At 62.1% G+C, this 26,156-nt stretch carries 23 protein-coding genes; 8 read left to right on the forward strand and 15 right to left on the reverse strand.

Annotated features, from left to right (window positions below; all coding sequences use genetic code 11):
• From P0D87_RS19465 to P0D87_RS19475, 3 genes are all read left to right on the forward strand, one after another.
• A partial coding sequence (locus tag P0D87_RS19465) for a DUF2345 domain-containing protein (protein ID WP_408637003.1) occupies positions 1 to 1,054 on the forward strand: 1,054 nt, incomplete at its 5' end.
• Complete coding sequence (locus P0D87_RS19470) at positions 1,054 to 2,562, forward strand: hypothetical protein (protein ID WP_053859945.1); 1,509 nt, start codon at positions 1,054 to 1,056, stop codon at positions 2,560 to 2,562. The genes P0D87_RS19465 and P0D87_RS19470, both read left to right, overlap by 1 nt.
• Positions 2,559 to 3,584, forward strand: coding sequence for a PoNe immunity protein domain-containing protein (locus tag P0D87_RS19475; protein ID WP_082367146.1), 1,026 nt, complete (start codon positions 2,559 to 2,561; stop codon positions 3,582 to 3,584). Before P0D87_RS19470 ends, P0D87_RS19475 begins: the two co-directional genes overlap by 4 nt.
• Before the next feature lie 289 nt (positions 3,585 to 3,873).
• Here P0D87_RS19475 and P0D87_RS19480 read toward each other — a convergent pair whose 3' ends face one another.
• From P0D87_RS19480 to P0D87_RS19525, 10 genes are all read right to left on the reverse strand, one after another.
• The gene (locus P0D87_RS19480; RefSeq protein WP_006049672.1) at positions 3,874 to 5,022 is read right to left on the reverse strand and encodes a branched-chain amino acid ABC transporter substrate-binding protein; all 1,149 of its coding nucleotides are present in this window, start codon (positions 5,020 to 5,022) and stop codon (positions 3,874 to 3,876) included.
• A gap of 201 nt (positions 5,023 to 5,223) precedes the next feature.
• Positions 5,224 to 5,991, reverse strand: coding sequence for an ABC transporter ATP-binding protein (locus P0D87_RS19485; RefSeq protein WP_053859946.1), 768 nt, complete (start codon positions 5,989 to 5,991; stop codon positions 5,224 to 5,226).
• On the reverse strand, positions 5,988 to 6,896 hold the full coding sequence (locus P0D87_RS19490) for an ABC transporter ATP-binding protein (RefSeq protein WP_053859947.1): 909 nt from the start codon (positions 6,894 to 6,896) through the stop codon (positions 5,988 to 5,990). Before P0D87_RS19490 ends, P0D87_RS19485 begins: the two co-directional genes overlap by 4 nt.
• A 1-nt stretch (position 6,897) precedes the next feature.
• Positions 6,898 to 7,812, reverse strand: coding sequence for a nickel transporter permease (gene nikC, locus P0D87_RS19495; RefSeq protein ID WP_053860805.1), 915 nt, complete (start codon positions 7,810 to 7,812; stop codon positions 6,898 to 6,900).
• A gap of 58 nt (positions 7,813 to 7,870) precedes the next feature.
• Complete coding sequence (locus P0D87_RS19500) at positions 7,871 to 8,941, reverse strand: ABC transporter permease (protein ID WP_053859948.1); 1,071 nt, start codon at positions 8,939 to 8,941, stop codon at positions 7,871 to 7,873.
• Between the two features lie 20 nt (positions 8,942 to 8,961).
• Positions 8,962 to 10,569 (reverse strand): ABC transporter substrate-binding protein, encoded by a 1,608-nt coding sequence (locus tag P0D87_RS19505; protein WP_053859949.1) that lies wholly within the window; start codon positions 10,567 to 10,569, stop codon positions 8,962 to 8,964.
• 53 nt (positions 10,570 to 10,622) lie between these two features.
• Complete coding sequence (gene ddpX / locus P0D87_RS19510) at positions 10,623 to 11,189, reverse strand: D-alanyl-D-alanine dipeptidase (protein ID WP_053859950.1); 567 nt, start codon at positions 11,187 to 11,189, stop codon at positions 10,623 to 10,625.
• A gap of 5 nt (positions 11,190 to 11,194) precedes the next feature.
• Positions 11,195 to 12,073, reverse strand: a complete 879-nt coding sequence (sapR, locus tag P0D87_RS19515; protein WP_053859951.1) for a sap1 transcriptional regulator SapR — start codon at positions 12,071 to 12,073, stop codon at positions 11,195 to 11,197.
• A 137-nt stretch (positions 12,074 to 12,210) separates the two neighbouring features.
• On the reverse strand, positions 12,211 to 13,089 hold the full coding sequence (locus P0D87_RS19520; RefSeq protein WP_053859952.1) for an alpha/beta fold hydrolase: 879 nt from the start codon (positions 13,087 to 13,089) through the stop codon (positions 12,211 to 12,213).
• Positions 13,090 to 13,122: 33 nt separating this feature from the next.
• Complete coding sequence (locus P0D87_RS19525) at positions 13,123 to 14,376, reverse strand: MFS transporter (protein WP_053859953.1); 1,254 nt, start codon at positions 14,374 to 14,376, stop codon at positions 13,123 to 13,125.
• 72 nt (positions 14,377 to 14,448) lie between these two features.
• Between P0D87_RS19525 and P0D87_RS19530 the strand changes: the two genes are divergently transcribed.
• The gene (locus tag P0D87_RS19530; RefSeq protein WP_321175820.1) at positions 14,449 to 15,372 is read left to right on the forward strand and encodes a LysR family transcriptional regulator; all 924 of its coding nucleotides are present in this window, start codon (positions 14,449 to 14,451) and stop codon (positions 15,370 to 15,372) included.
• Between the two features lie 53 nt (positions 15,373 to 15,425).
• On the opposite strand, the gene P0D87_RS19535 is transcribed toward P0D87_RS19530, so the two are convergent.
• Positions 15,426 to 15,728, reverse strand: coding sequence for a VF_A0006 family four-cysteine protein (locus tag P0D87_RS19535; RefSeq protein ID WP_053859955.1), 303 nt, complete (start codon positions 15,726 to 15,728; stop codon positions 15,426 to 15,428).
• Between the two features lie 71 nt (positions 15,729 to 15,799).
• Positions 15,800 to 16,723, reverse strand: a complete 924-nt coding sequence (locus P0D87_RS19540; RefSeq protein ID WP_053860806.1) for a LysR family transcriptional regulator — start codon at positions 16,721 to 16,723, stop codon at positions 15,800 to 15,802.
• A gap of 107 nt (positions 16,724 to 16,830) precedes the next feature.
• Between P0D87_RS19540 and P0D87_RS19545 the strand changes: the two genes are divergently transcribed.
• Complete coding sequence (locus P0D87_RS19545; protein ID WP_006049659.1) at positions 16,831 to 17,574, forward strand: SDR family oxidoreductase; 744 nt, start codon at positions 16,831 to 16,833, stop codon at positions 17,572 to 17,574.
• Between the two features lie 80 nt (positions 17,575 to 17,654).
• On the opposite strand, the gene P0D87_RS19550 is transcribed toward P0D87_RS19545, so the two are convergent.
• Both P0D87_RS19550 and fnr read right to left on the reverse strand, forming a co-directional pair.
• Complete coding sequence (locus P0D87_RS19550; RefSeq protein WP_053859956.1) at positions 17,655 to 18,983, reverse strand: SUMF1/EgtB/PvdO family nonheme iron enzyme; 1,329 nt, start codon at positions 18,981 to 18,983, stop codon at positions 17,655 to 17,657.
• 124 nt (positions 18,984 to 19,107) lie between these two features.
• Positions 19,108 to 19,956: a fumarate/nitrate reduction transcriptional regulator Fnr gene (fnr, locus tag P0D87_RS19555; RefSeq protein WP_149029233.1), complete on the reverse strand. Its 849-nt coding sequence runs from the start codon at positions 19,954 to 19,956 to the stop codon at positions 19,108 to 19,110.
• A 475-nt stretch (positions 19,957 to 20,431) separates the two neighbouring features.
• Here fnr and P0D87_RS19560 point away from each other — a divergent pair, with 475 nt between their 5' ends.
• The 3 genes from P0D87_RS19560 (at position 20,432) to P0D87_RS19570 (ending at position 25,553) form a co-directional block, all read left to right on the forward strand.
• A complete protein-coding gene (locus P0D87_RS19560; protein ID WP_029966864.1) occupies positions 20,432 to 22,072 on the forward strand; it encodes a methyl-accepting chemotaxis protein in 1,641 nt (546 codons plus the stop codon).
• A 231-nt stretch (positions 22,073 to 22,303) separates the two neighbouring features.
• Entirely contained in the window at positions 22,304 to 24,910 is a 2,607-nt protein-coding gene (locus P0D87_RS19565) for a 2-oxoglutarate dehydrogenase E1 component (protein WP_053859957.1), read from the forward strand.
• Positions 24,911 to 25,163: 253 nt separating this feature from the next.
• Positions 25,164 to 25,553: a response regulator gene (locus tag P0D87_RS19570; RefSeq protein ID WP_006049654.1), complete on the forward strand. Its 390-nt coding sequence runs from the start codon at positions 25,164 to 25,166 to the stop codon at positions 25,551 to 25,553.
• A 47-nt stretch (positions 25,554 to 25,600) separates the two neighbouring features.
• On the opposite strand, the gene P0D87_RS19575 is transcribed toward P0D87_RS19570, so the two are convergent.
• Positions 25,601 to 26,080, reverse strand: a complete 480-nt coding sequence (locus P0D87_RS19575; RefSeq protein ID WP_006049653.1) for a universal stress protein — start codon at positions 26,078 to 26,080, stop codon at positions 25,601 to 25,603.
• Positions 26,081 to 26,156: the final 76 nt, after the last annotated feature.

Consider the following 26,156-nt stretch of genomic DNA (forward strand, 5'->3'; position numbering starts at 1 on the left):
CCACTCGGGCAAGTCGCAACTGAATCTCGGCTACCTCGTCAACAGCAAGCTCGAGCAAAGGGGTGAAGGCTATGAGCTGAGGACATCGGGCTACGGGGTGAATCGCGCGGGCAAGGGACTGCATCTGAGCGCATATGACCGCCCTGCTGCAACCGGTCAGCAGCTCGACATGCAGGAAACCATCGCGCAGCTTGAGAGCGCGCTGGAACTGGCAAAGGCGCTGGCCAGTTCGGCCAGCGGTGCAAAGGCCGAGCCTGCCGACACCGATGCGCAGCAGCAGATGAAGGCGGATTTCGACGGCCTGAAGCAGCCGGCGCTGCTGATGAGTACACCGGCATCGGCGGCTATTGTCGCGGGTGGCGGCGTGCAGCTTTCGGCGCAGGACAGTATCTCGGCTGTCGCCGGAAAGAGTGCCGACTGGAGTGTGCTGAAGCGCTTCACGGTCGCTGCGGGCGAGAAGCTTTCGCTATTCGCGCAGAAGCTGGGCATCAAGATTTTTGCGGCCAAAGGTGCGGTCGAAATCCAGGCGCAGGACGGCCCGATGTCGTTCATCGCCGACAGAGACCTGAACGTTGCCAGCGTCAACGGCAAGATCAATCTTGCAGCGGCCAAGGAAATCATTCTGGAATGCGGCGGCGCGTTCATCCAGTTGAAGGACGGCAGCATTACGCTCGGCGGTCCGTTCGACCTGTTCTTCAAGACCATCACCGTACAGAAGCAGGGGAAGGCGTCGCAGGGGCCGGGCCTCCCGGTTTTGCCGTCCGGCAAGGTGGGCGATCTGCCGCACTTCCTCGAAATCAGTCACCACTATGAGGACCTTGAGCCGGTCAGGAACGCGCCCTACAAGGTGCATCTGCGCAATGGCACCACGCTGTCCGGCACGCTCGATGACAAGGGGTTTGCGCGCCTCGATGGCGTACCGCCCGGTAAGGGGACTGTCGAGTTGAGCGAGGACGCGCGTCAGTGGGCGGGTGAGCCGAAGCGTCCCAATACCGATTCTGATGTGGCCACCGACGCACAGTCCGCTATCAACCTCGTTCGGAAGTTCCTTTGATGATTGCAAGAGTGTTACCTGTCACGCAGGTCAAGCCGGACCTGAAAGACTCCGTTCGCATGGCGGTGGCCGAAATCGAAAGGTTTCTCGCCATGTTCTACCCCATCGACAGGATTCGCCAGCAGCAGTCCGCGCTGGCAATTGCCGGACAGTGGCTGTCGCGTGTCAAGGGGTTTCACGACGACGACGATTTCCTGCACGTGATCCGCGATTTCCTGTCGTGGGTGCTCAGTGGCGGTGAGCGTTCGCTTGCCTCGGACCAACTGTCGTTCTTCTTTTCGGGCTTCATGCCGAGTTACGGCACCGCGCGTATCTTTCTTGGCATCGTGAATGACGGTGGGACCTGGCCGGACGTGCGGGCGTTCATGCACAGTCAGGCTTACGGCAGCGCGAAGCAGTATGTCGAGAGTTTCGACTGGTCGGGAGGCGGGAAGAAAGCGCAGGCCGAAGCCGTGGCGTGGCTGGGCGTGCTGAAGGAGGAAGACGGCAAGCTGAGGGCAGCGGCAAGCCTGCTTGCGTTTGTGGCGCCGGACAGTTCACCGTGGCTGAGACCGGCTCCGGTGACGGACGTGCCAAATCCGGTTCTTCCGCCCGCTGCGGAAGCAGGGGGCGCGGCCCTGACCCAGCTACTGACGAAGCTATCAGTGCTTCCGACGATCATCGCGATTACGCTGCTTATCTACTCGCCGGGTCTGAACGACGAGGAAAACGAGGCGCTAAAAAAGATCCGCCAGCAGCAGGAAGCCTACGCACGGCAAAAGAAGCTGGCGATTCCTGCTCCGCAGGTAAAGACCGTTGTCCAGATCGATACGGTCAACAATGAGTGCAAGCCGCAGACGGAAGTTAACAAGCAGAACGGGGCAAAGTGCGAGAACGATGGCTATACCCTGATGGAGAAGTCGCTCGGCTACAAGCGGCTTGTTGATCCACCGAAGGGCCGCGGTCTCGACGGGCTGTTCGAGAAGCAGGGGGATATGAGCGCACCGAACCCGATGCCGAACATCGTGAGCGAGCCGCCACCCGGCGGAAAGCTGGTATTCATTCCCGAGAGGATGAGGCCGCCGAATCATCAGAGCAGGACCCTGAACCCGGAGGCGACGAGTCCGGTAGCCTATCCACTGTTCGTGGTGTTCGAGGCAAAGCACATCTCGAAAGCTTTCGACCCGAGCGATACGGATGGTATCCAGAAGGAAGTGAAACGGAGGCTGAGGGAAACGTGCGACGGAACGCAGATGAGTGTGCCTTGGACTGAAGAACGGATTCCGCAGGCGTTGAATCGAAGCGTGAAGAACGGAGATATGACTCGCCGAGAAAGGGAGGGCAAAGAGCACCAAATAAAAATCAATAGATACGCCCGCTGGATTTTCGTCTGCCTGCCTGGCCCAACCGGTTCGTCGTCAAAGCTGTTTGTGTTGATCGACGTCGTAGGGGCGGGAATGAATCTGAAGGACCCTTTGCAGCTCGCTTCGGCGCAGTCTGGGACTGATACATCTGGGAGTTTTGCATGAGTGCCTTTAACAAAAGCAGGCGACAAAAGTTTCTGAGTGAAAAAGATTACGTTGAAGAAGAAGACGCCTACAGGTACGGCATTCAGCTGAGTTACGAGTCGCTCGCGTCCGACAAACCCGTGGGGCCAGGTGCTGATTCAAGCCTTCGGTGGGCGATAGCGTCAAAGAGTCTGCAACTGCTTCTGCTTAACTACACAGCAGGCCAACCCATCGAGGAACTGAAGGCGCAATTGCCGGACCTCATCGAGCGCTTCGATGTCTACATTCAGCACGAAGTATCGCCGCGCAGCAAGAACCCGCCAGAAAACGTAGCGGACACGCTGGAAATCACCCAGCTGGACGCCTATGTGTACGTGTTCTGGCTGCTGGCATTGTCCCGGCTTCTGGGTCATCCGGAGTTCATTCCGACGGTGATCGGCTGGGTGGACAAGACGCACAAGTACAACCGCGGGCGTGATGGCCTCTTCGAAAACGTAGTGCAGGCGCTGACGGGTACGCACGTCGAAGCGCCGCGCGTGGTGCTTCACGCGGTGCCGTATCGACCGCTGGCAAGTGCGACGGTGCGAACGCCTGAAGAACGGCCTGCGCTGGTGAAGGAATTCGTAGACGGCTGGTACAAGGGCATGAAGCCGACCTACTGGCATGGTGCCCACACGGACGGCCTGTACTTCGGCTACTGGTGCCTCGAAGCCGCGCTGGTAACGGTGTTGTGGGACATTGACGACAGCAGCTATCGGGACAACCTTGTGTACCCGAAGGACCTCGTGGACTACGCGCGTCAGCAGCAGGCCGCCGCGCGTTCTGCCGATACACCGAAGCCACATATCTCACGCAAGACCGGCGAGCGCTGCCCGCACACGGGCCGGTGGGGCGTGCTGGAATCGCCGGGCGCGTTCGTCCAGGAGCGCATGTTCAGGGAGGGCGATACGTTCCCCGATGGCATCGGTCGGGATGGTCGCGAAGGTCCGGTGACGTGGATCGTGATGGGACGCGAGGATGGCGGGCCTACCCGGGTCGAATGAGTCTGCGTGACGGGCAATGAACGCGACAGGTGCCGGTTCAAAGATACCTTGGACGGCGCGATGCAACCAGTACAGGCAGCGCCGTCCATAACCTCAGGACGATCCTAAGGCTGCTACTGCTTTTTTGCGTCTTCATTTCCACTGCTTTACTAACCACGGGATTGCCGGCGAGGCGATTGCTCGCCACCGGCTTCTCCCAAACAGAAACCGGACACCTACTAGGCGGCAACTATCGGCGCGTGTTCGAGGCGTCGTTGAGTTGACTCTCACTCAACAACGCCCCCAACCCTCAAAGCCCACTAACCGTCTTCACCGTCACCCACTGTCCGTTCTTCACCTGATAAAGCGTGGAAGAACCGGTCTTAAGCGAGCCGTTCGCGTTGAACTCGATCTGCCCTGTGATGCCTTCGAAGTTGATGCTTTGCAGCTTCGCGCGGTAGTCGTCGGGCTTGGTCGAATTGGCTGCCTGCATCGCCTTGATCGCGGTCCACGCGGCGTCGTAGCCGAACGGCGCATACGAGAGCACGTCCTGGCCGAACTTCTGCTTGAAGCGCTCGGCGAACTTCGCGCCGACGGGCGTGCTGTCGAGCGGGCGCCCGTACTCCCATGCCATTGCGCCTTCCGACACGTTGCCCGCGAGCTTGATAAAGTCGACGTCCTTCACTCCGCCGCCGCCCACGTACTGCGCCTTGAGGCCGAGCTGGTTCATCTGCTTCATGATGCCGGCCGCTTGCGGATTGAGCGCGCCCACGAAAATCAGATCGGGGTTCTTGCTCTTTAGGTTCGTGAGCTGCGTCTTGAAGTCCGTCGCCTGATTCGTCGTGTATTCGCGATCGATGATGTCGCCGCCGTGCGCCTTCACTGCCTTCACGAACTCATCGGCTTCGCCTTGACCGAAGGCCGTGCGGTCGTCGATCACCGCGATGCGCTTGGCCTTCGTCGTCGTCACTGCATAGGCGCCTGCGGTGCCGGCGTTTTGCGCGTCGCTCGAAATCACCATGAAGACGTTCTTGTAGCCGCGGCTGCTGATGACAGGGTTAGTGGCCGCCGGATCGATGACGGGCAAGCCCGCTTTCTCGTAGAGATCCGAAGCGGGAATGGTCGTGCCGGAATTGAAGTGCCCGACGACAACCGACACGCCTCCATCCACGAGCTTTTGCGCGACCTGCACGCCGACACGCGGGTCGGCCTGATCGTCTTCGGAGACGAGTTCGAACGAGACAGGCTGGCCGTTGATCTTGACGCCTTGCGCTTTCGCGTCGTCGAGCGCCATTTTGACGCCGTTCTGCAGGTCTTTGCCGTAACTGGCGTTGGGCCCCGTGAGCGGTGCCGCAAAGCCGATTTTGACGACCGTCTCCGCGCGAGAGGCGAGCGGTGCGACGGCGAGCAGTGCCGCAACTGCAACTGCGATAGGGGTGAAAGTCTTAGCAAAACGCATGTCTTCTCCTTTTTGTCGGCAAGCATGAGGTCACTGCTATGGCGTCCGCGAACGGCCGCCAGGAAGACTGATAACGCTCCGTCTTTAACTTTCTCGACGGTCCCTGTCCGCATTACGGCACAGCAGGGCAACACGAAGCAATCGGGACAAATACTCCTGCTGCGCGCGAGCGCGAGTCGGCGGTTGCTTCGACGCGATCTTTCATAAAGACGCATCCACGCCCAATGCTTCGACGGCCTTGCGCTGATAACCGCCGGTCGCGAGCAACAGAGTGCGCGAGTACTCGCTCTCGACCTGCTGCGCGCGAATCTTCTCGATCGGCAGCTCTTCTATGATCTCTCCATTGCGCATGATCGCCACGCGCGAGCACAGAAAGCCGACTACCGCCAGGTTGTGGCTGACGAGAATCATCGTGAGATTCCGCTCGCGATGCAGGCGCTTGAGGAGGTTGAGGATTTCGGCTTGCACGGAGACGTCGAGCGCGGAAGTCGGTTCATCGAGAAGCAACACGCGCGGCTCGACAATCAACGCGCGCGCGATCGCAACGCGCTGTCGCTGTCCGCCCGACAATTGATGCGGATAGCGAAAGCGATACGACGGATCGAGGCCGACTTCACGCAGCGCATTCACAATGCGCGCTTCCTCGCCGCCGATTCCGTTTATGTTGAGCGGTTCGCGCAGCGTCTGATCGACGGTGAAGCGCGGATGCAGCGAGCCATACGGGTCCTGAAAGACCATCTGCACATGGCGCCCGCGCATGTCGCGATCCGCTCCGGCGATGTGCACGGACCCTTCGGCAGCCGGCGCGAGTCCGCTCAGCGCGCGAAGAATAGTCGACTTGCCGGAGCCCGATTCACCGACGAGACCGAAGACTTCACCGGCCTCGACATGAAAGCTCGCACCGCGTACCGCATCGAAGAGTCCGGCAGCCGTCTTAAAGCGCACGGTCAGTGCATCGACGCGGATCATAGCGACGCTCCTTGCTGCTGGCCGATGTCGCTGACGTCGCCGATCTCGCTGAGCCACGCGGCGTCGCGCGAGAGCACGGGCAATTCGGCGGGTGGGTCGACAAGCGGCGGATTCGCCGCAAGCAGCCCGCGAGTATAAGGATGCTGCGCGTGAATCAGATCGCGCGCGGCGCACGTTTCGATGACGCGGCCGGCGTACATCACGACCACGCGGTCGCAGAACGACATCACGAGCGGCAGGTCGTGACTGATGAAGATGAGGCCAGTCTGATGCTTTTCGATCAGCTCATCGAGCACGGCCAGCACTTGCATCGAGACGAGTACATCGAGTGCGCTCGTCGGCTCGTCGGCGATCAGCAGACGCGGGCCTGTTGAAACCATCATCGCGATCATCACGCGTTGGCCCATGCCGCCCGATAGTTCATGCGGATAAGAGCGGGCGACGCGTTGAGGATTGCGGATATGCACGGACTCGAGCGCCGCAATGACTTTTGCCCGCATTGCACGGCGGCCAAGCTTCGGCTCGTGCAACGCGAACGCTTCGCGCATCTGCTGCTCGACGGTCATGACCGGGTTGAGCGAATACTTCGGGTCCTGCAGCACCATGCCCATTTGTGAGCCGCAGAAACGGCGGCGTTTGTCCGTCGGCATGGTCAGCATGTCGTGTCCGTCGAAGCGCAACTGTTTGGCCGTGCAATGCGCGGCGGGCGGCAACAAGCCGAGCAGCGCGCGGCCCGTGAGCGACTTTCCAGAACCCGATTCGCCGACGATGCCGAGTCGCTCGCCCTTCTTCAACGTCAACGACAAACCCCGCACCGCTTCATTCAGCGTGCCGTCGTGCGCGCGAAAGGCAATGCGCAGATCGTCGATTTCACACAGCGGTGCATCCGCTTCGTCGTTGCGCATGTCAGTCTCCGTGACGCGGATCGAACACGTCGCGCAATCCGTCGCCGAGCAGGTTGAACGCGAGGCTCACGAGCAGGATCGCGAAACCTGGGAGCGTCGCGACCCACCATGAATCGAGCAGCACGTTGCGGCCGGAAGCGACCATGAAGCCCCATTCGGGACTCGGCGGTTGCGCGCCGAGCCCGAGAAAGCCGAGACCCGCGACAGTGAGAATGATGCCCGCCATGTCGAGCGTGGCGCGCACGATCACGGACGACATGCACAGCGGCATCACATAGCGCAGCAAAATGCGCAGATTCGACGCGCCTTGCAGACGCGCGATCTGAATGAAGTCGGCCTGCACGAGCCTCAACGTCTCGGCGCGCGCGAGACGCGCATACGCGGGCCACGCGGTGATGGAAATCGCGATCACCGCGTTGATCACGCCGGGCCCGAGCGCCGCGGCGAACGCAAGCGCGAGCACGATCTTCGGAAACGCGAGCGCAATATCGGTGATGCGCATCAGCACGTTATCGACCCAGCCGCCGAAGAAGCCCGCGGTCGTGCCGATCATCAGGCCGATTGGCACGACCACCACGACCACGAGGATCGCTATCGACAGAGTCAGTCGCGAGCCATAAATGATGCGCGAGAGAATATCGCGCCCAAGCTGATCGGTGCCGAGCCAATGCGATGCCGAGCCCGGTGGCAGCAAGCGGTCGGACAGCACCTGGCGCAACGGATCATGTGGCGCGATCCACGGTCCGATGATCGCGACGATCACGAGTACCATCAGAATCGCGAAGCCGAACACGGATAAAGGATTACCCGCAAAACGCCGCCAGCGTCGATAGGCGAGGCCCAACGCGGCCTGCTTGCGCGACTCGGGCGTGTCGGTGAGCAGCCATTGCTTCCACGAAAGGCGCGGCGCATTCATCGGCCAGTCCTGCGTCGAATGTTCGAGAGGAGGACGCACGTAAGTAGTCTCCTTTGCATCAGCGGGCGCGCGGATCGAACACGCGATAGAGCGCGTCGGTGAGCAGATTCAACGCGATGAAAGTAGCGCCTATCACGAGCGTGCTGCCGAGTACGGCATTCATGTCGGCATTGAGCAGCGCACCCGTCAGATACGATCCAATGCCGGGCCACGCAAATACGATCTCGGTGAGCACCGAACCTTCGAGCAGGAAGCTATACGAAAGCGCGATCACCGTGAGCAGCGGCACCGCGATATTCCCAAACGCATGCACCCACACGACGCGCCGTTCGGGCACGCCCTTCGCGCGCGCCGTCGTGATGTACTCCTGGTTCAACTGATCGAGCATGAACGAGCGCGTCATTCGACTCAGATACGCAACGGAGTAGTAACCGAGTATCGCGGCAGGCAACGCGACGTGTGAGATCGCATTGAAGAACACGTCCCATTCGCCAGCCATCAGCGAATCGACGAGCAGGCTGCCTGTGCGCGAGTCCACCATGCCGTCGAACACCGGGTCGAGTCTGCCAGGGCCCGACACCCAATGCAGCTTCGCGTAGAACAGCAACAGTCCCATCAGGCCGAGCCAGAATACAGGCACGGAACTGCCGATCAGCCCCACGAAGCGCGCAACGTGATCGATCCAGCGGTTATGCCGCGTCGCCGCCACGACGCCGAGCGGCACGCCGACCAATACGCCGACGATGGTCGCGAGCGTCGCCAGTTCGAGCGTCGCGGGAAAGACGCGGCGGATGTCGTCGAGCACGGGCTTGGCCGTCAGCAGCGACATGCCGAGGTCGCCATGCAATACCGCATTCACGTAGATCAGGAATTGCTCGGCAAGCGGCTTGTCGAGACCCAACTGGATACGCGCGGCCGCATAGGCGGCCGCCGACGCGCGATCACCGAGTATCGCGAGCACAGGGTCGATCGGCACCTTGCGGCCAATCACAAACGTCACGGCAAGCAGGCCCGTAAACGTGATGGCGAGCGTGAGCGCCCAGCGCAGCACGCGCAGTGTCCAACGCACGCTTGCGCGGCGCGCGGACACGGCGCGAATGCGGTCGATAGGAGTCAGGGTTGTCGACATGATCCAGCGCCGCCAGGCGATTACTGCTTCTTCACGTGCAGATACGAAACGAGGTCGTTGATCGGCCCCACTTCGAGCCCTGACACGCCAGGACGCATTGCTACCTGCGATACCTGCTGGAACATGATGACGAACGGCGAATGCGCGAGCATGTCTTTTTGCATCGCCTGATAAAGCTGTGCGCGTTTTGTGGTGGACGACTCGGCAAGCGCGGCGTTGGTCTGTTTCGTCAGATCGGGAATGTCCCACGAATTACGCCATGCGAGCATCTTGTACGAGGACTTGTCGGAGTTGTCCGGATTCCATGCGTAGCCCTGCGCATTGCTGTGCGGGTCGATATAGTCGGCGGACCATTCGCCAATATAAATGTCATGCTGACGCGCGCGATACTTCGCGAGCGTCTGCTTGTTATCGCCAGGAATGATCTCGACTTTGATTCCGCCTTGAGCCAGATTGGCTTGCACTGCCTGTGCAATTTCGTTGTACGGATAGGCGCTGCGCACATCCATCGTGACGCTAAAGCCGTTCGGCAAGCCTGCTTTGGCGAGCAGTGCCTTCGCCTTCGCAACGTCCTGGTGATAGGGGTTGCTGTTGAGTGCGCCGAGAAAACCTTCCGGCAAGAACGTTTGATGAACCTTATAAGTCGTCTTCACGACGTTCGTCTGAATGCCGTTGTAATCGATCAGCCATTTCATTGCTTCCTGTACTTCCGGCTTCGCGAGATTCGGGTTCTTCACGTTCAGACCGAGATAGAGCAGTGTCGCTTGCGGCACGGCCATCACATGCGCCTTGTTGGATTTCGTCAATGCCGCGAGATCGTCGGGACTCAGATTGCGCGCGACGTCAGCATCGCCATTTTCCAGCAGCAGGCGCTGGCTCGACGCTTCGGGAACGTGACGAAGCACGATGCGCTTCATCGCGAGCGGCATGCGGTAATCGTCGTATTTCTGCAGAATGATGCTGTCGTTGGCGGTCCATTTGACGAGCTTGTATGCGCCCGATCCGGCCTCGTTCGTGCGCAGCCATTCGTTGCCGAAGTCGTTGCCTTTCTGATGCGACATCAGCAGCTTTTTATCGAGCACCGATGCGGGCCACGCGCCGAGAACATTGAGTACAAAGGTGGGCGCGTATTTCTGATCGGTCGTGATGCTGACTGTCGAGTCGTCGATCTTTTGGACTTTCTGCAGCGCGTTGTCTTTGGTGAGGCCAATGCCTTGCAGCACGGCGGCAGCGCCTTTATCCAGCAGCACGCAGCGCTGGATCGACCACGCGACATCATCGGCCGTGAGCGGATTGCCCGAATGGAACTTGAGGCCAGAGCGAATCTTGAAAGTGAACGTGAGACCGTCGGGACTCACGCTCCACGATTGTGCGACGTCGCCATTGAATTTCGACGGGTCTTTCAGATCGACTCGCACAAGACGGTCATAGGTATTCGCGACGTATTCCTCGGGCACCAGTTCATAGACTTCGCCGGGATCGAGTGTCGAGAACTCGTCGAGCGTCGTGGCCATGACAAGCATGTCTTTCGGCGTCGCCGCGAGCGCGCTGCCTGTCATGGTGACGGAAAATGTCAGCGCGGATACCACCGCGACTGCTGCCAGCGCATTGCGCAAAACCAGATTCATACTCGCTCCGTATCTAAAGGAAGAGAACCTGCAAATGGACAGCCGGAAACCAATCACATCAACTTCAATGGGCCGCTCTCGCTGTTGTCGATGACCGGCAGCGCGCGCGAGCCAGGCAATTCGTAATGCCACCATTCGCTTGCGATGTGCGTAAAGCCGGCTGCGTGCATGATGCCGAGCAGCAGCAGCCGATTGCGCTGCACGTGTTGCGGCAGGCCGTGGTGAAAGTGTTCCGAGGCTTTCACCATTTCATCGAAACCGGTGCCCATGTCGAGCGGTTCGCCATTGCCGTCTATCAGCGTGAGATCGATAGCCGTGCCCCGGCTATGGTTGGAGCCGCGGCCGAGTTCCGCGATGTAAGTCGGATCGGGCAGAAAGTCCCACAGTACTTTTTGCGCTTGAGGCGGACGGTACGCGTCGAAGATGAGCAAGCTCATGCCTATGCTCTCCGCGAGTTCGACGGCTTTACGCAATGCGGCTTCGGCCGGTTCGAGCAGCAGGCAATGCGCTTCGCGGTAAATCGGCTTGCCGGTGAAGTTGCGCGGCGTCGCATAAACGAGGTCGATGTCCACACGATGCGTGTCGTGCGTAATGTGTATCAGGCGATGTTTGTCGGTCATGGTGGTCAGAATTCGAACTGATCGAGTTCGCGTTGCAGTTCGCGGTTACGCGCAACGCGCTCGTCGATGGCAGGGCCGAGGTGCTCGACAATCGAGCTCAGCAAGAGATTGAACAGACACGTGAGCGGCGCAAGGGAATCCCAGAACTGGCCGACATCCGTCTTCACTTGCAACAGATCGCAATTGAAGTCGCGCGCCCACGGGCAATAAAGATCGGTGACGAGCGCAAACGCGATGTTGCGCTGCGCCGCGGCTTCGCAATAACGGCGTGCGATGCGCGAATAGGCGCGCGTGTCCGTCACAATCAGATAGGGCGAAGCGAATTCGGAGTTCAATGAATCCACATAGGAACCCGACATGCCGTCGGAATAGAACACACGCGGGCGCAGATATTCGAGGTAGCTGAAGAACGCGTTCGATATGCCGCGAGTCGATTGAATGCCGACGATATAGACCGCGTCCGCCGTCGCAACATGTTGAGTGACGCGGCCAAATGCTTCGCTTTCTGCGAGCTGATAGACGTAGCGCACCGCATCGACTTCGAGATCGAGCGACCGTGCGAGTGCCGCATGCTGCCGGCTCATGCCCTCCGAGTGTTCGTCGTGGCGCTCGCTGCGATACTCGTCGAGCCGGTCGGTAATGAACCACGGACGCGTTTGTGCGCCGCGCAACTCGCGCTTCAGGTCATCCAGATTGCGATAGCCGACGCTGCGCAGAAAGCGTCCAACGGAAATGCCGCTTGTTCCCGTTTGCTGCGCGATCTGATCGGCCGTCTCAAGGCCGAGCCGATCGAGATTCGCCAGCATATAGGTGGCAATGCGCTTGGCTGTCGGCGTGAGCGTGGTGAAGCTCTCCTGGACCGTATCGGTAAACGCAGTGCGCATCGCGGGCTGTTCGTTATTTACCTGTCATGAAAGCGTGCTGTGGTAGCTATCTGACAAGGACAATAAAGCCGGCGCTACATTAATTTTTTAATCAAAGAGCACGGGTCGATAGTCGTTGATGCGCGATGCATACTGTCTCACGGTGCCCACACCCGCCGCATGAAATCGAGCGTCAACGCAGCGATGTCGTCGCTCGCTTCTTCCAGCGCGAAGTGGCCGGCATCGAGCACATGCACTTCGGCGTCCGGAACGTCGCGCTTGTAGGCGTGGGCGCCATGCACGGTGAACGACGGATCATACTTGCCCCAGGTCACGAGCGTAGGCGGCCGATGCTCACGCAACCACGCTTGCCAGCGCGGATACGATTCAAGATTCGTGCGGTAATCGTAGAAGAGGTCGGTCTGAATGGCGGCCTGTCCAGGGCGCGCAAGAAACTGTTCTTCGTCGCGCCAGTTGTCCGGGTCGTAGCGCTGTGGGTTCGGGCTCGTGCCCACGTGCCGCAGCTTCAACGCATCCGGCGAGGCGAGATTGGCCCGCAAGCTCGCTTCGTGTTGCGCGCGGTCTTTCCAGAACGCCTTGCGCGTTTCCCACAGCGGTCCGAGTCCTTCTTCATGCGCAACGGCATTCTGAATCACGATGCCCTTCACTTTGTCGGGCCGGGCCATCGCAAGCCGGAATCCTACCGGGCCGCCATAGTCGGCCATGAACAGCACGTAGCGATCGAGCTTTAACGCATCGGTGAACAGTTCGATGGATCGCGCGATGTTGTCGAACGTATACGCGTAGCTTTCGGGCGAAGGCGCCTCGCTATTGCCGAAGCCCGGATAGTCCGGCGCGATAACGCGAAACTCCGGCGCGAGAAACGGCATGAGTGGTTCGTACATCCGCGAAGACGATGGAAAGCCATGCAGCAGTAGAAGGGTCGGCGCGTCCTTCGGCCCTGCCTCGCGATAGAAAATGTCGACGCCGTCGACGTTCACGGTCGAATAGCGGAAAGTAGAACGGGTTGCATCCATGATCGGTTTGTCCTCAAGTGAGAAGGTGCGATATCAAGGGCGTGGCTCGGCACCAGAAGGCGCCGTGCGCGACGTTCGCGTCGGCGCCGCGGTCTGCACGACATGCAGTACGCTAGCCGCGAGCGCAAATGCCGCGGCGGCGATGCACACACCCATCCAATGGCCGAACGCCCATGCGGGCCCCGCGAGCAGCGCACCGATTGCGCTGCCGACGAAAAAGAGTCCGGTGAAAAGGCCGTTCACGCGGCCGCGTGCCTGCGGGTTGAGCAGATTGACCGCGCGGCGCCCCATCGCCTGATCGCCGATTACGCCGAGATCGAGCAGCAGCGCCGCGAGCACGAGGAGCGCGAGCGAAGCGGCCGGCGGCAGGCCGCTGCTTCCGCCGAGCAGCGCGATGCAGCTTGCCAATACGACGATCGAGTGGAAGGCGATGGTCGCTTGCCGGTCGAGGCCACGGTCGCCAAGACGTCCCGCGACCGGCGCGATGATCGTGCTGCCCGCGCCGGCCAGCGCGAACAGACCCACCCCGACATGGCCGAGCCGCAGCGGCGCGCTCGCGAGCTTCAAAGCCACGCTCGTCCAGAACAGGTTGAACGACACCATCAACAGACCCTGGTACAGCGCGCGCCGCCGCAGCACCGGTTCGTCGCGGATCAGATGCAGCAGCGAGCCGATCAACGCGGCATACGAGCTTTGATGAACGGGACGCCGATCGGGCACATGCGTCCACAGCCATGCCGACATGACGGCAAGCGCGGCGGCGTCGATCGCGTAGTAGCTGCGCCAGCCGAACGCGCCGGCGATCAGGCTCGCGGCCGGCCGCGACAACAGCACCCCGAGCATCAGGCCGCTCATCACATCGCCGACGACGCGGCCGCGATCGGCCTCCGGCGCTTGCGATGCGACGACGGGGACGAGCATCTGTATCGCACTCGACGTCAGCCCGACGAAAAACGACGCCGCGAGGAAGACCACCGGCTCGCGAGCGGCGGCGAGAACGGCGAGCGCCAACACTTGCGCGCCGAGCGTCGCGATGATGAGCGGCCGGTTCGGCAACAGGTCGACCAGCGGCACGAGAAGCAGCAGGCCGGCGGCGTAGCCGGTGAGCGTCAGCATCGTCACCATGTTGGCCCACGCGCCGAGTCCGACAGACGTGGCCAGATCGTTGACGAGCGCTTGCGACGCGTACAAACCGAGTACCGCGATGCCGACGGCAATCGCATAAGGGCGCGTCGCGATGGATGCGGGCGTCGCAACGGCGGCAGGACTCTGATTGGTCGATGGCATACGCAGGTGGCTCCGCGAGAACGATGCTTCGTATGCTACTCGCGCTTATCTGATAGATAATCGGGGCGGAAAATGACTCTTTCTCCCGCAAAAATGGATAATGGATCGCTGCGCGACCTCGAGGTTTTTGTCGCGATTGCCGAGGAAGGCAACCTGACTGCAGCCGCGCGACGGCTCGACCGGTCGTTGCAAGCGGTCAGCCGCTCGCTGCAAGTGCTCGAGCGCGAGGCGGGAACGCTGCTCGTCGCGCGCACCACGCGGCAGTGCCGGCTCACCACGGCGGGCGAGCAGTTCTACACGCGCATCAAGCAGGTGCTCGCCGATCTGGCGATGGCGCGCGCCGAACTGGCCGAGCACGCAACTACGGTGTCGGGGCGTCTGCGTATCTGCGGTCCGACGCTCTTCGGTCCGCGCTATCTCGCGCCGCTGGTGGCGGCGTTTCTCGCGCGCTATCCGCGACTTACGGCGTCGCTCGATCTGTCCGAGGAGTACGACGATCCGGCGACGAGCGGCGCGGACGTCACCATCCGTATCGGCGAGACGCCTGACTCGAATCTGATTGCGCGGCGGCTCGGCACCATCCGCCGGGTGACGTTCGCGTCGCCCGCTTATCTCGAGGCGCGCGGGCGTCCGCTGCGGCCGGCTGATTTGAAGCAGCATGATTGCGTGGTCCGCTCGTCATTACCGGAAGCCTCGCTGTGGCGCTATCGCAGCAAACGCGGAGTGGAGGAGTCGGTGCAGGTGCGCGGGCGCTTCGAAAGCAACAGCACGGCGGCGATCAACGATGCCGTTGCGAGCGGTCTCGGCATTGGCCGCGCCGCGTACTGGCAGATTGGCGAACTGGTGCAGCAGCGTCGCGTGGAACTGATCCTGACCGACTATGAACTGTCGCCGCTGCCGTTGCAGGCGCTATGGTTGCCTACGCGGCGCCTGCCTGCGCGCACGCGGCTATTCGTGGAGTTTCTGGCGTCGCGGCTCGAGAGCGTCGCGCTTTAGATCGGCGGGTTGATTAGAACAAGCGCGGTTGCGCAACGTGAGTCGGCATCGCGTCACATAGGATTCTGCCGACGGCACGCGTGCAATATTTCGTTGACTGCAAACGCGCCTCGCACGCTCTGCACATTCTGCAAGACGCACACGTGATAGGCCCTTTCGCGCGGCAACAGCAGTGCACCGTTTTTGTAGAGCGCGATGCACGAATTGGTAATGGCGCGCGCCGCGTAATTGCTCTGGCTATTCGCGAGCGAATTCAGAATGCATTGGTCGTACTCGGGATTCCCGCCTCCGAATGCGAAAGCCGACAGCGGCGCGGCGAGCGCTGCTGAAACAAGCACATAAACGAGTCTGAGCATGCGTGCGGAAAGCTCGCTGAGATGACGGCAGATAATCGTAGCATGTGCGTTATAGGTGGACACGCGCCGCCTTATCGGCCGTCGAATTTCGCGGCCAGCTTCTGCTTTCGAAATGCATCGACGACGAAATCGATAAACACGCGCGTCCTCGCCGGCAACAGTTTTTTGTTCGGGTAGTAGATCGATATCGGTCCCTGGTCCGCGTACCACGCCGGCAAGAGACGCATCAGCGCGCCGCTTGCGAGCCAGGGCGCTGCGTGCGGCATCGGCAGGAAGGCGACGCCCTGGCCGTGCATCGCTGCGTGCGCGATCGCTTCGGGGTCGTCGAAGATCATGCGCGTGCGGCACTCCGCCTGGTACTGCTCGCCCACATGGTTCTGCAGCGTCCACGCGCGCAACCGGCCTGTTGTCGACGAGCGGCGAACGATTCCGTCGAACGCGCTCAGTTCGGATGGGTGCCTCGGCATCGTGCGCGTCGCCATATAAGCGGGTGATGCCGCCACGATCACATGCGTGCGCGCCAACTCGCGCGCCACGATTCCCGGCGTCAGTTCAATGCCGCCGCCGATGGCGACATCGAAGCCGTCGGCGATCAGATCGACGGGCCGGTTATCGAAGTGCCAATCCGGCACTATCGCCGGATAGTGCTCGAGGAATTCGCCCAGCAAGGGCACCAGATATTCGCGGCCGAATGCCAGTCCCAAACTCACCTTGAGCGTGCCCGCCGGCCTGCCGTCCTGGACGGCAGCACCGGCAAACGCATCTTGCAGCGCGGTGAACGGCGCGGCGACTTCGCGCAACAGCTTCTCGCCTTCGGTCGTCAGCGTGAGCTTGCGCGTGCTGCGCTGAAAGAGCCGCAGACCCAGCGAGGTCTCGAGCCGCGCCACGTTCTTGCTCACGGCGGCCGGTGTCAGGCCGAGCTGGCGCGCCGCCGCCGAGAAGCTCAGGTGCTCTGCGCTGAGCACAAACGATTCGATCAGGTTGAGAGGCTCCACGGCGATTTCGGACAAATAGTTGAAAGAGATAGTCTAGATCACACGCTAGTCGAAGGGGAATGTCAGGACGATACTGCTCTCCACTCACTCACCCATTGGAGCAAGACATGACTGCAAATCTGACTGGCAAAGTTGCATTCGTCACCGGCGGCAGCCGGGGCATCGGCGCGGCAATCGTGCAACGTTTGTCGAAGGAAGGCGCGACGGTAGCGTTCACGTACAAGGGTTCGTCGGCGGCCGCGCAGGCACTCGCCGGCAGCATCGAGCAGCAGGGCGGCCGCGCGCTCGCATTGCAAGCGGACGCGGGCGATGCCGCGGCGGTGAGCCGCGCGATCGACGATGTCGCCGGCAAATTCGGCAAGATCGATATTCTCGTGAACAACGCGGGGGTGCTCGCGCTAGGCCCGGTCGAGACGTTCTCGCTCGAGGATTTCGACAGAACGCTGCAAGTCAACGTGCGCGCTGTTTTCGTCGCGGTGAAGGCGGTGTTGCCGCATATGGGCGAGGGCGGCCGTATCGTGAACATCAGCAGCGTCAACGCCGAACGCATGCCGTTTCCCGGCGGCGCCGCGTATGCAATGAGTAAGTCCGCGTTGCGCGGACTCGTGCAAGGCCTCGCGCGCGATCTCGGTCCGCGCGGCATCACGGTCAACAACGTGCAACCCGGTCCGACCGATACGGACATGAACCCTGAGTCCGGCGATTTCGCGTCGATGCTGCACGGTTTCATGGCGCTTCCGCGTCATGGACGGCCGGATGAAATCGCAGGGATGGTCGCCTATGTTGTCAGCCCGGAAGCGGCATTTGTCACGGGCGCGAGCTTGACGATCGACGGCGGTTTCAACGCCTGATCGAGTCGCGCGAGCAGGAAGCGACGCATAAGCAAGCCTGCCGGTTTTTTCGGCAGGCTTGTTCTCTTATGCGTGATTCGTCACGCGCTCACGCAGCGGAACCCCGCATAAACGTACTGATAATGCGGCTGAAACCAGTTGCGAAACGTCGGCCGCAACATGCACTGCGCGGTGCGCGCCGATCCGCCCTTCAGCACGAAATGCTTGCCGTCGAAGAAATTGGCCGAGTAACCCAGGTAGAACGGAAACGGCTCGAACCCCGGCAAGCCGTCGAACAATGTCGACGTCCATTCCCAGCCGTTGCCGAACTGGCCTTCCACGCCGAATGCGCTCACGTTGTCGGGATAAGCGTCGACGGGCCGAGGGTCCCAGCTACGGAAATCGAAGTTGCCCGAGCCCGCGTGCGGCGCGCCCTGCGCGGCGCGTTGCCATTGCGCTTCGGTGGGCAGCGCCTTGCCGGCCCAGCGCGCATATGCGCTCGCCTCGGCGTGGCTGACGTACGCGGGCCAGTCGAGCGGCAAGGGCACGTCGTCGAACATGGTGCGCAACGTCCATTCGTCGCGACGGCCGTTGCCTTCGCCGCTGTCTTCACCGTTACGTTCGCTATTGACGCTGCGCCGCGACCAGCATGCCGGATGCTCGATGCCCTCGGCTTCCTTCCACGCCCAGTCCTGCTCCGACCACCACTGCGGCTCGCGATAACCGCCCGCGTCGATGAACTCGCGAAACGCGCCGTTCGTCACCATATAGCGGTCGATCTCAAAGGCCGGCACGTCCACTTGCAATTCGCCGAACTCGTTGTCCCAGCCGAAGCGGCCGCCGTCGCGCCGCATCCCGAGCGTGGCCGAGCCCGCAGGCACGCGGACCATCGACGATACGCCGTTCGCGCGCCCCGGACCGGTCACGACAGGCTCGCGCAGCTCGGTCACTTTCTGTGCGAGCGGCAATTGATGAAGCATGTACGCAAGCGTCTCCGCGTGCATCAGCCGATGCTCGATCGCGACATTCAGCAATTGCTCCGACGCATCGACGCGCGCGGAATCGGTCAGCGCGCGCAGTTCGCGGTCGATCTGTTCGCGAGCGCGCAGGCCATACTCGCGCACGGTCTGGAGCGAAGGCCAGTCGCCTGGTTGATCGGTGGGAAAGCCGCCATCAACCGGATCGATGCCGAAGGCGAAAAGCTGATCGAGTTGGGGATCGAAAGCGGGCAGTTCGAACAGACGCTGATCGAACAGATTACGGTCGAAAGCTTCGAGGTGACCGATATAAAACACGATGCGATGCCGCTCGCGGATCGGTCTTTCGTACAGAAACTCGGGCTTGACGATGGAGAAGAGAGCGTCGGTAACTTGACGCGCGTCGATCAGACGCTGAACGAGCGGGTGATGCGGGCGGGGATCGCGGTTCATTCGCCGGGTCTCCTTGCGGGGGACGGACTAAACAAAGACTGTACCCGCTCGCAGTTGCCATGCCAAGGCAAAAGACCCGCCGGAAAAACGTGCAAAGGGCCGCGGCCGGCCCTGTGCGCGGGGTTTAGACCTGCCGCAAGCCGTCCAGATCGACGATGCGAATGTGCTTGCCTTGCGTGTCGATCAGGCCGCGCTTTTGAAATCTTGACAGCGTGCGGCTCACGGTTTCGAGCGTCATGCCGAGATAGCTGCCCATGTCCTCGCGCGTCATCCGCAGATTGAACTCCGCCGACGAATAGCCGCGCTGCGCATTGCGCTCGGACACGTCGAGCAGAAAGGCCGCGACCCGTTCGTCCGCCGACAGCGAGCCGAGCACCATCATCTGGGCGGCTTCGCGCACGATCTGCTCGCCGAGCAGCTTGTGCAGGCGCTCCTGCATCGAGCCGATTTCGCGGCACAGCGACTTGAGCGCGGTGTAGGGGACGATGCACACGGTGCTGTCCTCGAGCGCGAGCGCGCTGCATGCGTGCCGGTCTTCGCTGATGCCGTCGAGGCCGAGCGCTTCGCCGGCAAGGCGCAGGCCCGTGACCTGTTCGCGCCCGTCGCGGTGCGCCATGACGGTTTTCATCGAGCCGGAGCGCACTGCGTAAATGTTGTCGAAACGGTCGCCGCTGCGGTACAGCGCTTCCCCGCGATGCACGGAGCGCGCCGAGCAGATCAGCGTTTCGAGTTTGGAGAGTTCGTCGTTCGACAAGCCTTGCGGCATGCACAACTGCCGCATCGAGCAGCTCGAGCAGCGCGCGGCGCTGCGGGTGGGCGTGCGCGTGGCGGCACGCGGCGTCGCCCGGCGGCTGGCTCGCGGTGCGGGCGAGGTGACGGCGGAGCCGCCCGGAACGGCGGAAGCCGGGGCCGAACCCGGGGCGGAACTCGGGGCCGAAGGCGGGGCGGGAATCACAACGGTAGGGGTCAACATGTCTGAGCCGATGTCAGGAGGTAATGATTGATTGTCCCACCGGCTCTGTCCCCCGTTTCGCGGCAAAATGACGCGCTCCCGCGCTCAGGCATCTTGAGCGACGTCAGAACGCCGCGCCTTGCGTCCTCCAAACGCGGAAGCGTCCGAATGCGCTTTCCCGCCCGCGCGAGCTCTTACTCAACGTTTTGCGTCAACCAGCGACTTTCCCGCGCACTCGCAAACGTTTGACGAATTTTTTTCTTTCTCGCGCACACGACTCTCAAGGTTTAGTAATTTTTGTCGTCATATTGTCTGAAGAATTCGGCGGCAACGAGAAAGGGGCGGACTACAACGTGCCCAGTCGGCGTCATCGAGTGAACCGCCTTGAGACGAGGCGGATGTGTTCACGCCGAAGCGCGGGGCGGTGCCGCAATGCGGTGAACTGCGCGCGCTTCGCGACAACTTTTATCGAGCGGTTGGGGAAGGAATTAGACACATGAAGATTTCGAATTTGAAAATCGGGGTTCGTCTTGGCTCCGCCTTTGCGCTGATGGTCGCGCTGCTGGTCGGCACGGCTGTCGTCGGCATCGAGCATCTCGAGTCGACCAACACGAAGATGGATGAGATCGTCAGCAATCGCTATACGCTGATCGCGCTCAGCAATCAGATCAAGAGCAACGGATACAAGGCAAACGGCATTCTGAGCAATCTGCTGCTGACCACGTCGCCCGATAAAGCCAAGCAGTACATGGACGACTACGCGGCGATCCGCAAAGCGAATGCGCAAGCCTACGCCGAGCTCGAAAAGCACCTGACGAGCGATGAAACCCGGGCGCTCTTCAAGCAGCAGTTCGACGCGCGCTCGGCTTACGGCGTGAGCGTGAAGAGCTTCTTCGATCTGGTCAGCAAGAACCAGCAGCAGGACGCGCGCGACGTCTATCAGGGCGACATGGCGCGGCTGCAGGATGCGTATTACGTCCTCGTCGACAAGATGGTCGACGTGCAGGCGGACCGGATGGCGCGCGATGTCGCCGAAGCCGTCGCCGAAGCGCACAACGCGAAGCTGCAAATGATTCTGCTTGCGCTGTTCGCCACGGTGATCGCGATCGCGACCGGCATCTTCATCACGCGCACCATCACGCGGCCGATCAACCGTGCGGTCGTTCTCGCCGAAGCGGTCGCGGCCGGCGATCTCACGCATCATCTGCACATCGATTCGACCGATGAAGTGGGCCGCCTTCTCACCGCGCTCGAACGCATGACCGGCAATCTGCACGGCATCGTCGCGCAAGTGCGCCAAGGCACGGACACGATCAGCCAGGCGACGCGCGAAGTGGCGAGCGGCAACATGGACCTGTCGAGCCGCACCGAACATCAGGCGAGCTCGCTCGAAGAGACGGCGGCCGCGATGGAGCAACTCACGTCGACGGTCAAGCAGAACGCCGATAACGCACGCGAGGCCAATCAGCTTGCGTCGAGCGCGTCGGATGTCGCGGTGCGCGGCGGCGAAGCCGTGAACCAGGTGGTCAGCACGATGACCGCCATCAACGAGTCGTCGCGCAGGATCGTCGAGATCATCGGCGTGATCGACGGCATCGCGTTCCAGACCAATATTCTCGCGCTCAACGCTGCGGTGGAAGCGGCGCGCGCGGGCGAACACGGGCGCGGCTTCGCGGTGGTCGCGAGCGAAGTGCGCGGCCTCGCGCAGCGCAGCGCCGTTGCCGCGAAGGAAATCAAGGAGCTGATCGCCGACTCGGTGAGTCAGGTCGGCACCGGCGGCAAGATGGTCGAGGAAGCCGGACAGATCATCGGCGAAGTCGTGAAGAGCATTCGTCATGTGACGGAAATCGTGGCCGAGATCAGTTCGTCGAGCAAGGAGCAAAGCGAAGGCATCGAGCAGATCAACCACGCCGTCACGCAGATGGACAAGGTGACGCAGGAAAACGCCGCGCTCGTCGAGCAAAGCGCCGCCGCGGCGCAGGCTCTGCAAGACCAGGCGCAGCAACTCACGCAGACCGTCAGCACCTTCAAGCTCGACGACGCCACGTCGAAACAACGTCGCGTCACGCGCGACTCGCATGCGCATCGCTCGAATGATGTCAGCGATGCGGGTGCGTGGCTCGTGTCGGCCCAGTAGAAGTCGAGGCAGGCAACGGACGGAGACACGAGCCGGTCGCGCGGACCGGCTCGATAACACATAGAAGACCGAGCGCTGCTGCAAGCCCGCATCCGCATCGCGCTCTTTCCCGTTTCGCTGTCTGCCGAAGATCACGGCCAACCGTCGCGTTGCCGTCGCGGGCGTACGCCCCGAGCATTCGCATGCGGACAGCGGAATCCGATTAACGGTTTCTTCCGCACGCTATCCAACATGTCCCACGTCTCTTCCGAATCGATTGTTCTTTCACGCTCGCCAGCCGGCGCGGTTATCGAACCGGCAGGCGACCTGTCGCCGGTAGCGCGGACGCTGCAGGTCCGGCGCTTCATCGACGCGTTCCGTCAGCACGGTCATCGTCAGGCGTCGCTCGATCCGCTGCGCTTTGCGCCCGTGCCCGAGGTGCCCGAACTCGACCCTGTGTTTCATGGGCTCGATCCGGCGCAGCCGATCGGCGCCGAAAATCCGCTGCTGCCGCCTTCGGCTGCGGTGCATGAACTCGAGCGGCAATTGCGGCGCGTCTATTGCGGCGCGATCGGCCTCGATCTGACCGGCATCCGCGATCAGCAGCGCCGCGCCCAGTTGTCCGCGCGGCTCAAGACGGAGCAGCTTGCGCCGTTGCCGGCGCGCGAGCCGCGCCGCCGTCTGCTGCGCCGCCTCGTGGCCGCTGAAACGTGGGAGCGTCATGTGGCGGCCCGATTCGAACATGCAAAGCGCTTCTCGCTCGAAGGTTGCGAGAGCCTCGTGCCGCTCATTGAAGCAATCGTCGATCAGGCTGCCGCTCATGGCGTTCGGCAGGTGTTCGCGGGCATGCCGCATCGCGGGCGCCTGAATGTGCTTGCCAACGTGATGGACTTCGATCCGGCGAAGCTGGTCGATTGTCTCGATCCCGATTCGGAAGCCGCGGCCGTGCAGCGCGATCTGCCGTATCACCTCGGCGCCAGTACGGTGAGAAAGACGCAAGACGGCGATGTCGCGATCTTCCTTGCGCCCAATCCGTCGCACTTGCAAAGCGTCTATCCGGTCGTGAGCGGCATGGCGCGCGCGTACCAGGACGAGCATCGCGGCTTCGGCTGCCTGCCGCTCGTCATGCACGGCGACGCCGCCTTCGCGGGCCAGGGCATCGTGATGGAAACGCTCAACATGACACGCAAGGACGGCTATGCATTGGGCGGCACGATCCATGTGATCGTGAACAATCAGATCGGCTTCACGACGCCGAACCGGATGGACGCCGAAGCCTATTCGTATTGCACGGACATTGCGCGGATGATCGACGCGCCCGTGATCCGCGTGAACGCCGATCGTCCCGACGAAGTGATGCGCGCCGCGAAGCTCGCATTGCAATACCGGATGGAGCACGAGGCCGATGTGATCATCGACCTGATCGGCTATCGGCGTCTGGGTCACTCGGAGCATGACATCCCCGCGCTCACGCAGCCGTTGCAGCAAGCGGCGATCGCGACGCATCAGACCGTCACCGAGTTGTATCACGCGGCCATCGGCGAAGAAACGCCGCTCGACGTGCTGCGCGCTGAAGCGTTGAAGGAGCTTCAGACGACGCCGCCGTCCGCGCGAACTTCGTCACGGCCTCGCGGCAACCGGATAAAGCGCACGCGGCCGTTGTCGCTCGCGCGCATGCAGTCGTTGACCGCGGCGTTGACTCGCACGCCGCCCGCGTTCCGGCTGCACGAGTTGCTGCGCAACATTACCGCGCAGTGGCAAAAGAGCGTTGACGATGAAGCCGCGGCCGTCGACTGGTGCTTCGCGGAAAACCTGGCATACGCGACGTTGCTTGACGACGGCCATAGTGTGCGCATCTCCGGCATGGACGTCGGTCGCGGCACATTCATGCATCGGCATGCGGTGTGGCATTCGCAAGGCAATGCGGCGGGCAATGCGGCAAGCGACACCGCAAACGCGACCGAGCCTTATGTGCCGCTGCAAAACCTCGGTGTGCATCAAGGCGAGTTCGACATCGTCAACTCGCCGCTGACCGAAGAGGCGGTGCTGGGTTTCGAATACGGCTACAGCGTGCAGACCGGCTCTCACCTCGCGATCTGGGAAGCGCAGTTCGGCGACTTCGTGAACGGCGCGCAAGTCATCATCGATCAATACATTGCCGCGGGCGAGTACAAGTGGGACCAGCGCTCCGGTTTGACGATGCTGCTGCCGCATGGCCACGAAGGCGTCGGCCCCGAGCATTCGACCGGGTATGTCAGCCGCTTTCTGCAACTATGCGCGGGCGGCAACATGAAGGTCGTGATGCCGTCGACGTCATCGCAATGGTTCCATATGCTGCGCGAGCAGGCGTTGAGCGCGGAGCCGAAGCCGCTCGTCGTGATGTCGCCGAAAGGACAGCTCTATGGCAATGCGCGCTCGCATTCGCCGCTCGGCGAGTTGATCGGCGGCGCGTTTCTTCCGGTGCTGGAAGACAGCGGCGTCGCTTCGCCGCAAGACGTGACGCGCGTCGTGCTGTCGAGCGGCAAGTTCTTCTATGACTTGCAGGCAGCGCGCGATGCTGGCGGCGACACGCGAACCGCGCTCATCCGCGTCGAGCAGTTGTATCCGTTTCCGACGAGCGAGCTTGCCGTTGCGCTCGCCGCCTTCCCGCAACTCGAGGAAGTGGTGTGGGCGCAGGAAGAGGAAAAGAAGCACGGCGCATGGCATTTCGTACGCGACGAAATCGAGCAGGCAGTGCCGGCGAACTGCCGCATTGTCGACGTGTGTCGGCGCGAAAGTCCGTCGGGCGCGCACTCGTCGATACGCGCGCATCGCGACGAACAGCAGCGCCTCGTCGCGGCTGCTCTCGCGCGCGGCTGACGTTGCAACGTCAAGCGGTTTGCCTGCCGAGGTGCGATTGAGTTGCTATTGTTAACAACAACAGGCAGCAACACGCGAGGCTCTCGCGAGCGGCAATTAACCATGCCGCATGGCGGCAGCCTCGCGCTTTCCGGCTTCGTTTCACAGCCTGATTTCGCGGCTTGCCTACGGGCACGCCGGCTCGCGCAAGCGGGCAGCGCGCGTTGGCATGCGGGTTGCGAAGCAGGTCGTCGAAGCGATAGGACAATTGCACATGGCAACCGTACTGCTGGTCGATGACGACGCCGAGGCGCTCGACGCATGGAGCGCCGTCTGCGCCGCGGGGGGTTACGAAGTAAAGACGGCGCTCGACGGCAAGTCGGCGCTCGCGCAGTTCATGGCCGCGCCGGTCGACGTGGTGGTTGCCGACTGGCGCATGCCGGTCATGTCGGGCAGCGAGCTATGTCACCGGTTGCGCACGCTGCCGGGTCTCGCCGACGTCGCGTTCATCCTTGTCTCGGGAGAACCGAGCCCGCCCGCCTTCGTGAGCTTCGACGGATTCCTGCGCAAGCCCGTGGACGGCGCGATCCTGCTCGCGACGATGCGGCGCTTGCTGGACGATCACGTGACTCATCGCGCATTGCAACGCGGCGGGCAGCCTTGATGCTGCCGCACGCCGCACGCCGCACGCCGCACGCCGTTGCGGCGACTTCAGATATCCGCGTGCGGATCGTCGGCCTGCTTGGTTGCCGCCGATGGAATCAGCAGCACCGGCAAGCGCGCCTGGCGCACGCAGCGCTCGGCGACGCTGCCGAGAATCAGCCGTTGAAATCCGCGCCGGCCGTGCGTGCCCATGACGAGCAGATCGGCGTTGAAGTCGGCAGCGGCTTTCAGCACAGCGGTTGATACATCATCGAGCGACGCCGCCTCGCTAACGACAATCTCGCCCTTCACACCTTGCGCGTCCATTTCGCGCGCCAACTCCACGCCGAGTTCCTTGCCCTGTTCGATCAGCCGGTTGCGAAGCACCGAAGGATCGTAGCCGGGCGCCTCGAAATACATCGGCGTATTTTCGACGACATAGAGCGGCTGCAAAACAGCGCCCGTCGATCTGGCGAGCGCGAGCGCCGCCTCGAAGGCGTGGCGCGAAGTCTGGCTGCCGTCGACCGCTACAAGAATGCGTGTGTACATATCCACTCCACGTCAGGTTGCGAAACTTCGATCATGATCCACCGACTTGCGTTCGGACAGGATGTAAATCAAGCGG

The sequence above is a fragment of the Paraburkholderia sp. RL17-368-BIF-A genome (genome assembly GCF_046054045.1).
Classification (GTDB): Bacteria; Pseudomonadota; Gammaproteobacteria; order Burkholderiales; family Burkholderiaceae; genus Paraburkholderia; species Paraburkholderia graminis.